Raw genomic sequence first — 13,397 nt, 5'->3', positions numbered from 1 at the left:
CCGCCGCCGGGTGGCCGGGGCCTCCCGCCGCCCGGCCCGGTTCCCAACCCCCGCAAAACCCCAAGGAGAGTGATGCCATGGCAAAGACCATGAAGGCCGCCGTCGTGCGCGAATTCGGCAAGCCGCTGACCATAGACGAAGTCCCCGTGCCCGAGGTGAGCGACGGCATGATCCAGGTCGCGATCCAGGCATCCGGCGTATGCCATACCGATCTCCACGCCGCCGAGGGCGACTGGCCGGTCAAGCCGAACCCGCCGTTCATTCCAGGGCACGAGGGCGTCGGCTTCGTCTCGGCGGTGGGCAAGGGCGTCAAATACGTCAAGGAGGGCGACCGCGTCGGCGTGCCGTGGCTCTACAGCGCCTGCGGTCACTGCGTGCATTGCATGGGCGGATGGGAGACGTTGTGCGAGAGCCAGCGCAACACCGGCTATTCGGTCAACGGCGGGTTCGCCGAATATGTCCTCGCCGATCCCGATTATGTCGGCCACCTGCCCGCCAACATCGGCTTCAACGAGATCGCGCCGATCCTGTGCGCGGGCGTCACGGTGTACAAGGGCCTGAAGATGACCGACACCAAAGCGGGCAACTGGGTGGTGATCTCGGGCATCGGCGGCCTCGGCCATATGGCCGTGCAATATGCGGTCGCGATGGGCCTGAACGTCGCCGCCGTCGATGTCGACGATGCCAAGCTCGATCTCGCCCGCCGGCTCGGCGCGACGGTGACGGTCAACGCCCGCAACGGTGATCCCGCCGCCGCGATCAAGCGCGAGACGGGCGGCGGCGCGCAGGGCGCGCTGGTGACGGCAGTCAGCGAGCGCGCGTTCGAACAGGCGATCGGCATGATGGCGCGCGGCGGCACGGTCGCGCTCAACGGCCTGCCGCCGGGCGATTTCCCGCTCAACATCTTCGGGCTGGTGCTGAACGGCATCACCGTGCGCGGCTCGATCGTCGGCACGCGGCTCGACCTTCAGGAATCGATCAATTTCGCCGCCGCCGGCAAGGTCAAGGCGACGATCTCGACCGCGCGGCTGGAGGACGTCAACGACGTGTTCGCCCGTATGCACAAGGGGCAGATCGAAGGCCGCGTCGTGCTCGACCTGACGGCGTGATCGCGCCCGCCGGGTCCGCGCGGCCAGCGCGACCCCGGCCGGCCGCCACCGTGCATGAAGGTGCGCCACCGCCGCGCGCGGAAACGGAGGAGACTACTCATATTTCGGTTTCAAACCGGACAAGTTTATGACAGTTGCATGACGTATGAAGCGCGTGACATTGCAAGGGGGCACCGGGCCTTTGGCACCTTCGGTTCCGCGCGCCGCCGGCACGGAGGGCCTGCTGGCACGGGGCATCGCCCGCATGCGAGTCACCGCCGCGAGACCGGCGGTATCGCGCCCCGCGATCTACCCGGACGTGGCGAGACCATCCGCGACCAGCGTCGGGATCATCTTCAATCGCAAGGCGCACCGCAATCTCAGGCATGCGCAAGCCTCGCCCGAGGTGGCGCGGGCGCTCGACTGGGCGTTTCCCCACACCGAACAGGATTTGCGCGAGGCGCTCGCGCGCTTCGCCGATCGCGGGATCGACGTCCTCGCGGTGGACGGCGGGGACGGGACGATCCGCGATGTGCTCAGCATTGCGCCGGCCTATTTTCGGGACCGGCTTCCCAGGGTCGCGATCGTCCCATCGGGCAAGACGAACGCGCTCGCGCTGGATCTCGGCATCCCGATCACCTGGTCGCTCGCCGACGCGCTCGGCGCCATTCCGCTCGGGCATGTCAAGCAGCGCAGCCCGCTCGAGGTTCGCCATGCCGCCGCCGCGACCCCGCATCTGCGCGGGTTCCTGTTCGGTGCCGGCGCCTTCGTCCAAGCGACCGAGATCGCGCAGGACGTCCACGGTCTCGGCGGATTTCGCGGCGTCGCGGTGGGTCTCTCGCTCGCCGCCGCGATCGCGCAGACCGTGTTCGGCAAGGCCGACAACCGCTGGCGGCGCGGGCTGAACGTCGGCGTCACGCTGGAAGACGGCGTGCGGGTCGAGCGACCCTTCTACCTGATCCTCGGATCGACGCTGAAGCGCCTGCCGCTCGGGCTGCGTCCGTTCGGGCATGAGCGGGCCGGCCTCAAGGTGCTCGGCGTCGATGCTCCGCCGCGCCACCTGCTGGCGACACTCCCGGCGCTGCTCGCGGGATCGGAAGCGCAGTGGCTTCAAAGGTTCGGCTATCATCGCTGCACGACGAGCAGCATACGCCTTCGGTTCGACGCGGATTTCGTGCTCGACGGCGAGACCTATCCCGGTGGCGACGTGGTCCTCACGCGCGGGGGTCCGATCGATTTCGTGGTGCCATGACGAGCGCACTGCAAAGTCTGGTGGCACAGGAATTGTCGGTGGCGGTGCCGCAGGAGATCCGTTCGGTGGCGCGGGTGCTGGCGGAGCGCCTGGGCGGCGTCGCGGTGTTGTTCTACGGCTCGGTGCTGCGAACCGGGGCGCTTGGCGACATCCTCGATTTCTACGTGCTCACGCCGCGCGCGCGCGGCTCTTTGCTGCGGCGCGCTGTGCTCGGCAGCCTCTGGCCCGATGTCAGCTATCACGAGATACGCGTCGGTGAGCGCACGATCCGCGCCAAGGTCGCGACGATGCCGCTGTCCACGTTCGAGCGGGCTGCGACGGGCGTGCTGCTCGATACGACGATCTGGATTCGCTTCGCGCAACCAAGCGCCTTGGTGTGGAGCCACAGCCCCGCCGACCAGCACCGCACGCTGAGCGCGGTCGCCGAAGCGGTCAAGACCGCGGGGCGGTTCGCGGCGGTGCTGGGGCCGCGCCACGGCCGGGCCGAGGATTTCTGGAAAGCCTTGCTGCGCGAGACCTACCGCGTCGAGTTTCGCGTCGAGCCCCCTGGCCGCGAGACGCAGATTCTCGGCCATGCGCCGGAGCGCTACGATCGCTTGCTGCCGCTGGCATGGCAGGAAAGCGGGATCGCCTTCGATATACGGGGCGCCAGCCTGGTGCCGTCGCTGGGGTTCGGCGAATGCCGGCGGCTGGTCCAGGCGTGGCTGACGCGCGCGGCGGCGGGCAAGCCGCTGAACGTCGCGCGGCTGGTCAAGGCCGCCTTCACGTTCGACGGCGCCGCGCGCTACGGGCTCTGGAAGATCGAGCGCCACACCGGCGTCCGCGTCGCGCTGACGCCGTGGCGCGAACGTCACCCGCTGCTCGCCGCGCCGGGCGTGCTCTGGCGCGTCTTTCACGTTGGCGGCGGATGAGCTTCAACGCGTTGATTCTCGCGGGTTCGCGCGGCGGGATCGATCCGGTCGCGGCCTATGCCGGCGTCGCCCACAAGGCGCTGATCGACATCGGCGGCCGGACCATGCTCGCCCGGGTCGTCGATGCGGTGCGCGCGGCGGGCGCGGCGCGCATCCTGGTCAGCACGGCCGACGAGGCGGTCCGGCGCGAGGCGCTCACGCTCGGCGCCGAGCCGACCGCCGCCGAGGCGGGGCCGAGCGCGAGCGCCAAGCGCGGCCTCGCCCTGGCGGGAGCACCGCTGCTGCTGACCACGGCGGACCACGCGCTGCTCCGCGCGGAATGGATCACGACGTTTCTCGACGCGGTACCGGACGACGCCGACATCGCCGCGCTGCTCGCCCGGCGTGAAACGATCGAGCGCGACGCCCCGGCGACGCGGCGGACCTATCTGCGCTTCGCCGACGGCGACTGGTCGGGCTGCAACCTGTTCTGGCTCGCCACCCCGGCGGCGAACCTCGCGCTCGATCTGTGGCAGCAGGTCGAGCGGGATCGCAAACGGCCCTGGCGGATCGTGCGGCGGCTGGGCGTCATGCCGCTCGTCCGGTACGCGACCGGCAGGCTGACGCTGGCGCGCGCGCTGGCGGATATCGGCGGCCGCGTCGGCGTGCGGGCGCGCATGGCCGAATCGCCGTTCGGGCTGGCGGCGGTCGATGTCGACAAGCCGGCCGATCTCGATCTGGTGCGTGGCCTGATACGATGATCGCGCCCCGCGTCCGGATTTCCGTCTATGATCTCGATCGGACGATCACCAGCCTGCCGACCTGGACGCCGTTCCTGCTCCACGCGGCGCGGGCGGTGGCGCCGTGGCGGCTGGCGGCGCTGCCGGTCGTCGGCCTCGTCGCGCTGAGCCGTACCGACCGCGACCGGCGCAAGGAACTGATGCACCGGCTGATCCTCGGACCGACCCTCGGCACGGCGGCCGCCACGCGGCTGGCGGAGGATTTCGCCACGCGCCTGACGCGCGATCACATCCGGCCGGGCGCGCGCGCGCAGATCGCGGCGGACCGCGCGGAGGGGCGCCGGATCGTGATCGCGACCGCCGCCCACGCCTTCTACGCCCGTGCGATCGCCGACCGGCTGGGCGTCGCCGATCTGGTCGCCACCCGTGCGAAGCGCGACGCGGCGGGCGATATCACCCCGATGCTCGACGGCCCGAACTGCTACGGCGCGGCGAAGCGGGCGATGCTGGAGAGGTGGCTGGCCGATGCCGGCATAGCGCGCGAGGACGCGCACATCCGCTTCCAGTCCGACCATGTTTCGGATGCGCCGAGCTTCGCATGGGCGGACGAGCCGATCGCGGTGAACCCGCACGCCCGGCTGCGCGCATTGGCGCGCGCGCGCGGCTGGCCAATCGTCGATTGGGGCGGCTGACGCGCGACCGCCTGACGGGATTTCGCCCGGCGACGCTCAGCGCGCCGCCGCCTCGGGCACGGGGGCGATCGAAAATCCCTGCCGATAGCGCATCACGATCGGGATCGTCGGCGCATCGCGGTTCACCGAAACCACCACGTCGGCGAATGCCGGCTTCAGGTGGAAGAGCGACAGCTTGGGGTTGCGCGAAAAGCCGCCGCCATCGTTCCAGTCGGACTTGCCATTGGCATTGGCATCATGCCGCACCGCCACCGCATAGGCGCCAAAGCCCGGAAGCCGCAGGCACACGTCGAGCGCGCGGCGCCCCTGAAGCGGCACCTCGACGCGGCGCACCCACTTTCCGGTGGCGAGGAAATCGGCCGGGTTGGAGCCATAGGCCTGGACCCGCACGGTGCCGTCGCCGTTCTTGAACCCCGTGATGTGGACGCGCACCGACGCGGCGCTCGGGTCGCCGCACGCCGCCGCATCGGCGCCCACCACCTCCGCGACGGCCGGAGCGGCGAGGGTGCCGGCCGCGATGGCGAGACAGGCGAGCAAGGCCCGCGATGACAACATTTTCATCCGGGACGAAATATGGCCGCCGGCATGGCGTTTCAACATGCGAGGGCGGCGGCGGCATGACGGACGCTTGGATAACCGCTCTCCGCAGCTTAGAGAGCGGCATCAGAGGAGACCGAATGCTGCGCCCGATGGATATATGGCGCTGTGCGATCGTACGGCAAAGCGTGAAGGCGATCCTCGACGGCGGGATTGATCCGGCGGCCGTCGTCTGGTTGCCCGACATGCCGCCGCTCGCGTTCCGGGCCGATCCGTTCGGGCTATGGCGCGACGGCAGGCTCCATGTGTTCGCGGAAGCCTTCGACTATCGGACACGGATCGGTCATATCGACGTGCTGACGTATGACGAGCGGCTGACGCTGCTCGATTGCCGCACCGTTCTCAAGACGCCGTGGCATCTCTCCTATCCGTTCGTGTTCGAGGCCGATGGCGAAACCTGGATGCTGCCGGAAGCCTATCGGTCCGGCACGCTCACGCTCTACCGCGCCAGGCATTTCCCGAACGTGTGGGAACCAGCCTGCGACATCCCGCTCGACGGCGCCGCGATCGACGCGACACCGCTGTATCACGCCGGCAAATGGTGGCTGTTCTATGCGCCGTCCGCCGAAAAGGCGGCGCGTCGCAGCCATCTTCATGTCGCATGGGCGGACAGGCTCACCGGGCCGTGGCGGCTCCACCCGCGCAACCCGGTTCGCGTCGACCTGGCGAGCACCCGCCCCGGCGGCGTGCCGATCGTGCGCGACGGCGTGATCCTGCTGCCGGTCCAGGATTGCCGCGAGACTTATGGCGGCGCGATCCGGCTGCTGTCGATCACCGAGCTCAGCGAAACGCGCTTCGCCGCGAGCGACTCACCCGCGCTGCGCGCGCCGGGCTGGATGGCACCATTCACCCAAGGCTTCCATACGCTCGCCGCGGCGGGGCCGGTGACGCTGATCGATGTCAAGCGCACGACCAACTCGCCCTATGCCAACGCGGTCCGCGTCCGCGGCATCGTTCGCCGGACGCTCAGGGAGACGGGGGTGCGGCCCTAGCCACCCGCCGCGTCGCGCGTCGCAGCAGCGCCACGGCGACGAGCGCGTCCGCCAGCATCGCCAAGGCGGCGCCAAGGACGCCGATGCGCGGCAACAGCAGCGCGAGCAGCCCCGCGAGGCATAGCAGCGCCGTCGCCCGGATCACCAGCAAGCTGCCGGTCCGCCCGAGCGCCATCAGCGCCGGCTCGAAGCTCACGCCGATCAGTTGGACCGCCGCGGCAGCGCCGAGGATGACGAGCGCGGGGAAGGCCGGAAGATAGGCCGCGCCGCCAATCAGATAGAGCGCCGGCTTGCCCAGGATCGCGACGACCGCGAAGACGGCGACGCCACCGAACAGCGCCGCCTTGTTGGTCCGGTCGAGCAATGTCGTCATCGCGGCCCGGCTCCGGCTCGCGCTGACCCGCGCCAGCTCGGCATAGAGCGACCGGCTCAGCATCTCGGCGAGGATGAGCAACGCCTGCCCGAGCTGGTGCGCCAGACGGAAATAGCCGGCCGACACCGCGCCCACCGCATAGCCGACCGCGAGCAGCGCGACCTGTTGGCTCGCCGACGACAGCGTGGAGTTGAGGTTGCTGAACAGCCCGAAGCGCCAGAAGCCGCCATAAGCGCGCGGCACCGACACAATATCCGCGAGGGCCAGCCCCGTCGTGACCGGTCGGACCCGATACCAGACGAGTCCCCAATAAGCGGCGGCGGTGGCGATCTCCGCCACGCCCCACGCCCACAGGAACCCGTCGACGCTGGCGCCCGCCGACACCGCGACGAGCGCGCCGATCATGCGGAACACCGGCGTCGCGGTATCCGCCAGCGCGCCGTCGCGGAACCGGTCGTAAAGCCGCAGCGCGCCGACCGCGGTCGATCGCACGGTGAGCAGCAGCACGAACGCGAAGAGGATCGCATGATCGGCGGTGGCGCGCGACCAGCCGAAATGCGGCGCGAGATAGCGGACGAGCACGACGGTGATCGCGCATCCCGCGATCCCCGCGACCAGATCGAGGACGCCGCAAAACCAAAGCAGCGCGGAGACTTGCGCGGTCCTGCCGGCGAGCATCGGCGCGGTCCCCCAATGCAGCACGATCCGCCAGCTCTGGAAGCCGACCAGCGCGGCCATGCCCTGCGCCAGCCCGAGGATCAGCGCGAACTCGCCGAATCCGGCCGCATGCAGCCCGCGCGCGGCCATCGCCAGATACGCCAGGCTCAGCACCGCGCCGAGCAGCTTCGCCATCAGCAGCCAGCCCGTGTTTCGAAAGGTGCGGAGCAGCGGCGTCTGGCCGTTCAGGCGATCGCGAAGCCGGATCAGGGCCGGCGGCATCACCGCGTCATATCCGTTGACGGCGTCGCGATGGCCGCCCTACGGCGTTCGAAAATGGACATCGCGTTTCTTTTTATTGCCGAACCATATCAATGCTACCACGGGCTTGCGGTCGCCTTCGAACTGCGCCGCATACCCGGTGTCCGGGTCGCGATCCATTACAACGATCCGGAATCGCTCCACCATTTCGAGCGCATTCGCCATGCCTATGGCGAAGCCCCGTTCGAGTATATCCGCATGAAGCGGAACCTCTTCGCGAAACTGGTGGAGCGCATCGGGATCTTCGGGTTCGCGAAACAGTCGGTCTATCGGTCGAGCGAGCCGGAATTGCTGAAATACGACGCGATCTTCACCGTCGAGGATACCGCCTTCCGCCTGTTCGAAAACCGTGCCGAGACCCTGCGCCCGCGAAAAATCTATCTGCCGCACGGCGCGGGCGACGGCACGGTCGGCTTCTCGCCGCGGCTTCGCAGCTTCGATTACGTGCTGCTGCCGGGGCCGAAGTCGGCCGAACGCATGCTCGCCCTGAAGCACATTCGGCCGGACAATCACCGCGAGGTCGGGCTGGTGAAGCTGGAAACTGCGGAGCGGCTGGCGCGCGCGTCCGGGCCGCTGTTCGAAACCGCGCGTCCGACCGTCCTCTACAACGCGCACAAGACGCGCGGGCTTCAATCCTGGAGCCGGTTCATCGAACCGATGCTCGCCGATTTCGCCGCGCGTGACGCGTATAATCTGATCGTGGCGCCGCACGTGAAGCTGTTTCGCAGGCGCGGCGCGAGGACCAAAGCCTATTGGCGTTCGCGGTCGACCGCCAATATCCTCATCGATGTCGGTTCGGATCGGTCGGTGGATATGAGTTACACGCGCGCGGCCGATATCTATGTCGGCGACATCAGCAGCCAGGTCTATGAGTTCCTGGCACACCCGCGCCCCTGCGTGTTTCTCAACGCGTACGATATCGATTGGAAGGCCGATCCCGCTTTCGCGCACTGGCACCTCGGCGACGTGATCTCGCGCCCGCAGGATCTGATGCCGGCGATCGAAGCCGCGCCGGCCCGCCACCACCTCTATCGTGATCGGCAGGAGGCGCGTGCCGCCGCGTCGCTCGGGGATCGCAGACCCGGCGCCGCCGCGCGTGCCGCCGAGGCCACCGTCGCGTTTCTGCGGCGATGAGGATCGGCTTCCTCTTCAACCACGATGCCACGCATCAGATCTCGCATACGATCCCGATCGCGGCGGCGCTCGCCGCGCGCGGCGTCGATGTCGAGATCCTGACCTCGAGCGCCGAGCAGCGCGGCGTGGCGAGCGCGCTCCTGCCGGCGACCGCCAACGTCCGCCATCGGGCGCTGGAGGTCGGCTGGATCAGCCGGCTCGCCGACCGGCTGCTCCGTCACGTCGCGCCGTTCCGCCGGATCGCGATCCTCCGCGAGAATCTGCCGGCGTTCGCGGCGCTCGACGCGCTGGTGGTGCCCGAGACGACGTCGACATTGCTCAAGACCCGCTTCGGGCTCGATACGCTCAAGCTGATCTACCTGCCCCACGGCGCGGGGGATGGCGCGGCGGGCTTCCAGCCCGTCACCAGGCATTTCGATCTGGTGCTGCTGTCGGGCGAGAAGGTCCGCGACCGGATGCTGTCGCTCGGCCTGATCTCCGAACGGGGGCATGCGATCGTCGGATATCCCAAGTTCGACACGGTCGATCTCGCCGCCACACCGCGCTTCTTCGACAACGACAAGCCGACCGTCCTGTACAACCCGCATTTCAACCCGCTCCTCTCGTCCTGGTATTCGCACGGGGAGCAGGTGCTCGACTGGTTCGCGTCGCAGGACGCGCTCAACCTCATCTTCGCGCCGCACGTCATGCTGTTCAAACGGCGGCTGCACACCTCGCTGATCCACCGCAAGGCGCGCCTCCGGCCCGATGTGCCCGCGCGCTTTCGCGATTCTCCGGGAATCCGGATCGACACGGGCAGCCGGCGTTCGATCGACATGAGCTACGTCCGCGCCGCCGACATCTATCTGGGCGACGTGTCGAGCCAGATCTACGAATGGATCCAGCGCCCGCGCCCGGCGATCTTCTTCGACACCCACAAGCCGGACCGGCACGCGTCCGAGGATTATGGCCATTGGTCGCTCGGCGAGGTGATCGAGAGCGTCGGCGAGATGCCCGCCGCGATCGCCCGCGCGCTGGCCGACCCCGATGCCTATCGCGAGCGCCAACGGATCGCCGACGCGGCGACCTTCTCCCGCTCGGACCGCCCCGCCGGGGAGCGCGCCGCCGACGCGATCCTCGATCATCTGCGGGTTTGAAAACCGATTGCCGCGTGTGGGGCAAGCCAGTTTTTTCAGGCGATCAGACCAATCGGGTTGACACTGCCAAATTTCCACCATTAGATAGCGCTACCACACTCGGTCTGTTTCGTGCCTTGTGTGGCGGGTGGGATACATGCGCTGGCGTGTTCGATCAAAGGAAGGCCGCTAGCGCCGCCTGCCGTGTTGGCACTGTTCCATACGTCGTTACCGCAAACCGATTTTCGCATCACCGGCTTGATCTGATCTGCGTCGCAAAGGTTCGATAAGGCCGCTTCGTTACCGGCTAACCTGCATTTTCACCGTATTTTGTTCAGTAAAATGAAGTTGATCGGCAAAAATGCCGACAATCAAGAGGGGACCTGAAAATGAAATTGCCTAAAACACGTCTTTATACCGCCCGTTCGGCATTGTTGTGCGCCACCGCCTGGGCGAGCATGGCGAGTTTCGCCGCGGTCGCGCAGACCGCACCGCCACCGTCGCCGCCCGCCGGAGCAGAGCAGGGCGGCGCGTCGATCGCCCAACCACCGGCGGACCAGGCGGCCGATGCGGCCGCTCAGGACATCGTCGTGACCGGCTATCGCTCCAGTCTCGCCAAATCGACCAATGCGAAACGCGAAGCGACTGGCTTTACCGATTCGATCTTCGCCGAGGATATCGGCAAGTTCCCCGACACGAACATCGCGGAATCGTTCAATCGCATTCCGGGCATCACCATCACGCGTGACATCACCGGCGAAGGCGTGAACGTCGCGATCCGGGGTCTGGGATCGAACTTCACCAACGTGACGCTGAACGGCGCGCCGATCGCGGTCGCCTCGTCGGGCGCGACCGACGCGCAGGGCACCGATCGCTCGGTCGATCTCAGCTTCTTCCCGACCGATCTGTTCACCAAACTGACCGTCAACAAGAGCTACACCGCCGATCTTCTCGAAGGCGGCGCGGCAGGCAACGTCGATCTGCGCTCGGCGCGCCCGTTCGACACCGCCAAGCCGTTCCTCACCTACAATATCCAGGGTTCCAACCAGAGCCCCGACAACCGCATCGGCGTGCGCGGCTCGATGATCGGGAGCTGGCACAACGATACGATCGGCATTCTGGCCGGCGTGTCGGGGCAACGCCTGTTCACCGACACGCGCGGCTTCGAGACGATTGGATATACCAATCCCGCGCTGACCGCCGCACAATGTGGCGCGAGCAGCGGCTGCAACACGACAGGCGGCGGCAACTGGACGATCCCGGCGGTCGTGCCGGTCGGCGCCGGAGCGGGGCTGGTCGCCGGCACGCCGATCGACAAGGCTTTCCTGCTCGCCCACAATCCCGGCGCCACGATCCAGCAGATCGACAACGCGCTGCTTCCGCGTCTCGGCCGCATCTCCGACGAGCGCGGCTCGCGCGACCGCATCAACGCGATCGTCAGCGCCGAATGGCGGCCGACCGATACGCTGCGCTTCTATGTCGATGGCCTGTACGGCTACAAGCACAACGATCTGATCCGTGAGGACATGGCGTGGATCGTGCGCAACGGCGCGATCATCCCGACCAACATGACCTTCGACAAATCCGATTGCAGCGCGGGCTGCACGGTGACCGGCGGCACGTTCGCCAACGCGCAATTCTTCGACGAATTCCGCCCCTATATCGAAACCACCGAGCTGTTCAGCGTCAACCCCGGCGGCGCGTGGGAGATCACCGACACACTGAAACTCAACCTGCAAGGCAATTACTCGCGGTCGACCTTCCACCGCGAAAGCCCCACGGTCGGCTTCACCACCCCGCTCGGCGTCGGCAACACCGTCACCTACACGAACGACGGGTCCGGCATTCCCACCATCCAGAGCGCGCTCGATCTCAACGATCCGAAGAACTTCGGATGGTACACCGGCTCGCGCCTCAACATCCAGGACGAGCGGCGGCTCAACAAGACCAAGGGCGCGCGCGGTGATCTCACCTGGGGCGGCAAGGCGCTGAGCCTCACGGTCGGCGGCGCGTATGACGACGTCTCGCGTCTCATCCGCGGCTTCGACAACAGCCAGGCCTGGCAGAACGCGGCATGCGGCAACAACCCGAACATCTTCGTGTCGTCGCCCAATTCGCAGCCGCCGTGCGAAGGGTTGAACGCGCCGGGCGCCGCGCCAGCCGGCTATCCGACCTACCCGGGCTATGGCACCGGCTCCACCGCCGGGCAGAGCGGCCCGGTCACCTACGGCGGCTCGCTCGCGCCGAACAGCGCGGTGCCGAGCTATCTCATGCCCGGCCCGGCCGGCTTCGTGACGGTCGATTTCCCGGCCTTCGCCAAGGCCACCAACTACAAATATTTCCATGACAATGCGCCGGATACCGGCGGTTCGAACACCGGCGCGAGCGGCGGCTACATCCGCGAAGTCGTCAAATCCGCCTTCGCGACGCTGACCGGCGCGCAGGAACTCGGCGGCAACACGTTGCGCTTCAACGTCGGGGTTCGCTACGTCGATACGATCCAGACGATCACCGGGCGCGTATCGCTCCCCGATCCGCGCAACACGCTCGCCGGCGGCGCGTCACTCCCCGACGGGAGCCGTTACCCCAATATCACCAACTATGTGACGACGCGCAATCACTACAGCAACTGGTTGCCGGCGGCGACTTTCGCATATGATATCGGCGAACATGCGCTGGTGCGTCTCGCCGGCTCGCGCACGATGACCCGCCCCGATCCTTCGGCGCAGTTGCCCGGCGTCAGTTTCGGCGCGCCCTCGGCGGATCAGGCCGGCATCGGCAACCCGGCGCTGAAGCCCTATCTGTCGACCAACCTCGATCTCGGCTTCGAATATTATACCGGGCGCGAGGGCGTCGTCAGCTTCAACGCCTTCCGCAAGTCGATCAACGGCTTCACCACCACCAACATCACGACGGTGCCGTTCACCGATCTCGCGCAATATGGCATCACCTACGACACGCTGAACCCGACCCAGCAGATCGCGATCAACTCGCGCGGGGGGCCGACCGCGGCGCAGGTCCAGATCACCTCGCAGATCAACGTGCCCGACAAGCTGACGATCAACGGCCTCGAATTCCAGTGGGTCCAGCCGCTCGACTTCCTGACCAGGCACATCGGCGTCACCGGCTTCGGCTTCAACGCCAACGCCACGATCGTCGATCAGACCAGCAAGGGCGCCGCCGTCGCCTTCGGGGTCGCGCCTTTCACCTACAACATCACCGGCTATTACGAGAAGCACGGCATCATGCTGCGCGTGTCGACAACCTCACGCCGCGGCTCGCAGAGCAGCGGCCTCGCGCAGAACGGCATTCCCGCCGCCGGCCTGTATAATTTCGATTATACGAGCTACGATTTCTCCTCGGCGTTCGACCTCGACAAGATCTTCAACATCCCGCATGCGCCGCAGTTGACGATCAATCTCTCCAACTTCACCGACGCCACGCTCAGATCGTATTTCCAGTTCGAAAACAACACATTCACCCAGTACAAGCCCGGCCGACAATTGCTCGTCGGACTCCGCGGAACGTTCTAGGCGCGTTATCGGC

At 67.5% G+C, this 13,397-nt stretch carries 11 protein-coding genes; 9 read left to right on the top strand and 2 right to left on the bottom strand.

All coding sequences use genetic code 11. From position 1 onward, the window contains the following. Positions 1–77: 77 nt before the first annotated feature. The 5 genes from adhP to BLS81_RS08615 all read left to right on the top strand — a co-directional run bounded on the left by adhP (position 78) and on the right by BLS81_RS08615 (position 4,662). Positions 78–1,109: an alcohol dehydrogenase AdhP gene (gene adhP / locus BLS81_RS08635; protein ID WP_093223127.1), complete on the top strand. Its 1,032-nt coding sequence runs from the start codon at positions 78–80 to the stop codon at positions 1,107–1,109. A 298-nt stretch (positions 1,110–1,407) separates the two neighbouring features. Beyond that, positions 1,408–2,340, top strand: coding sequence for a diacylglycerol/lipid kinase family protein (locus BLS81_RS08630; protein WP_176787090.1), 933 nt, complete (start codon positions 1,408–1,410; stop codon positions 2,338–2,340). Further along, on the top strand, positions 2,337–3,251 hold the full coding sequence (locus BLS81_RS08625) for a hypothetical protein (protein WP_093223123.1): 915 nt from the start codon (positions 2,337–2,339) through the stop codon (positions 3,249–3,251). Before BLS81_RS08630 ends, BLS81_RS08625 begins: the two co-directional genes overlap by 4 nt. Then, the gene (locus tag BLS81_RS08620) at positions 3,248–3,991 is read left to right on the top strand and encodes an NTP transferase domain-containing protein (RefSeq protein ID WP_093223121.1); all 744 of its coding nucleotides are present in this window, start codon (positions 3,248–3,250) and stop codon (positions 3,989–3,991) included. The genes BLS81_RS08625 and BLS81_RS08620 overlap by 4 nt, the downstream gene beginning before the upstream one ends. Continuing rightward, the gene (locus tag BLS81_RS08615; RefSeq protein ID WP_093223119.1) at positions 3,988–4,662 is read left to right on the top strand and encodes an HAD family hydrolase; all 675 of its coding nucleotides are present in this window, start codon (positions 3,988–3,990) and stop codon (positions 4,660–4,662) included. The genes BLS81_RS08620 and BLS81_RS08615 overlap by 4 nt, the downstream gene beginning before the upstream one ends. 36 nt (positions 4,663–4,698) lie before the next feature. On the opposite strand, the gene BLS81_RS08610 is transcribed toward BLS81_RS08615, so the two are convergent. Then, the gene (locus BLS81_RS08610; protein WP_093223117.1) at positions 4,699–5,223 is read right to left on the bottom strand and encodes a DUF2141 domain-containing protein; all 525 of its coding nucleotides are present in this window, start codon (positions 5,221–5,223) and stop codon (positions 4,699–4,701) included. Positions 5,224–5,339: 116 nt separating this feature from the next. On the opposite strand from BLS81_RS08610, the gene BLS81_RS08605 reads away from it, so the two are divergent. Then, positions 5,340–6,251 carry a glucosamine inositolphosphorylceramide transferase family protein gene (locus tag BLS81_RS08605; RefSeq protein ID WP_093223115.1) on the top strand — a complete coding sequence of 304 codons (912 nt, stop codon included), beginning with the start codon at positions 5,340–5,342 and terminating at the stop codon, positions 6,249–6,251. On the opposite strand, the gene BLS81_RS08600 is transcribed toward BLS81_RS08605, so the two are convergent. Then, a complete protein-coding gene (locus BLS81_RS08600) occupies positions 6,226–7,563 on the bottom strand; it encodes a lipopolysaccharide biosynthesis protein (RefSeq protein WP_093223113.1) in 1,338 nt (445 codons plus the stop codon). The two genes, BLS81_RS08605 and BLS81_RS08600, sit on opposite strands and share 26 nt — an antisense overlap. A gap of 54 nt (positions 7,564–7,617) precedes the next feature. Between BLS81_RS08600 and BLS81_RS08595 the strand changes: the two genes are divergently transcribed. From BLS81_RS08595 to BLS81_RS08585, 3 genes are all read left to right on the top strand, one after another. After that, positions 7,618–8,736, top strand: coding sequence for a hypothetical protein (locus tag BLS81_RS08595; protein ID WP_093223111.1), 1,119 nt, complete (start codon positions 7,618–7,620; stop codon positions 8,734–8,736). Then, positions 8,733–9,872 (top strand): hypothetical protein, encoded by a 1,140-nt coding sequence (locus BLS81_RS08590; protein WP_093223109.1) that lies wholly within the window; start codon positions 8,733–8,735, stop codon positions 9,870–9,872. The genes BLS81_RS08595 and BLS81_RS08590 overlap by 4 nt, the downstream gene beginning before the upstream one ends. 368 nt (positions 9,873–10,240) lie before the next feature. Next, positions 10,241–13,384, top strand: coding sequence for a TonB-dependent receptor (locus BLS81_RS08585; RefSeq protein WP_176787089.1), 3,144 nt, complete (start codon positions 10,241–10,243; stop codon positions 13,382–13,384). The last annotated feature ends 13 nt before the right edge of the window (positions 13,385–13,397 follow it).

It is taken from the genome of Sphingomonas sp. NFR15, assembly GCF_900103265.1.
Taxonomy (GTDB): Bacteria; Pseudomonadota; Alphaproteobacteria; order Sphingomonadales; family Sphingomonadaceae; genus Sphingomonas; species Sphingomonas pollutisoli.
The sequence above is the reverse complement of the archived record's forward strand: the minus strand, read 5'-3'. Positions and strand labels throughout refer to the sequence as shown.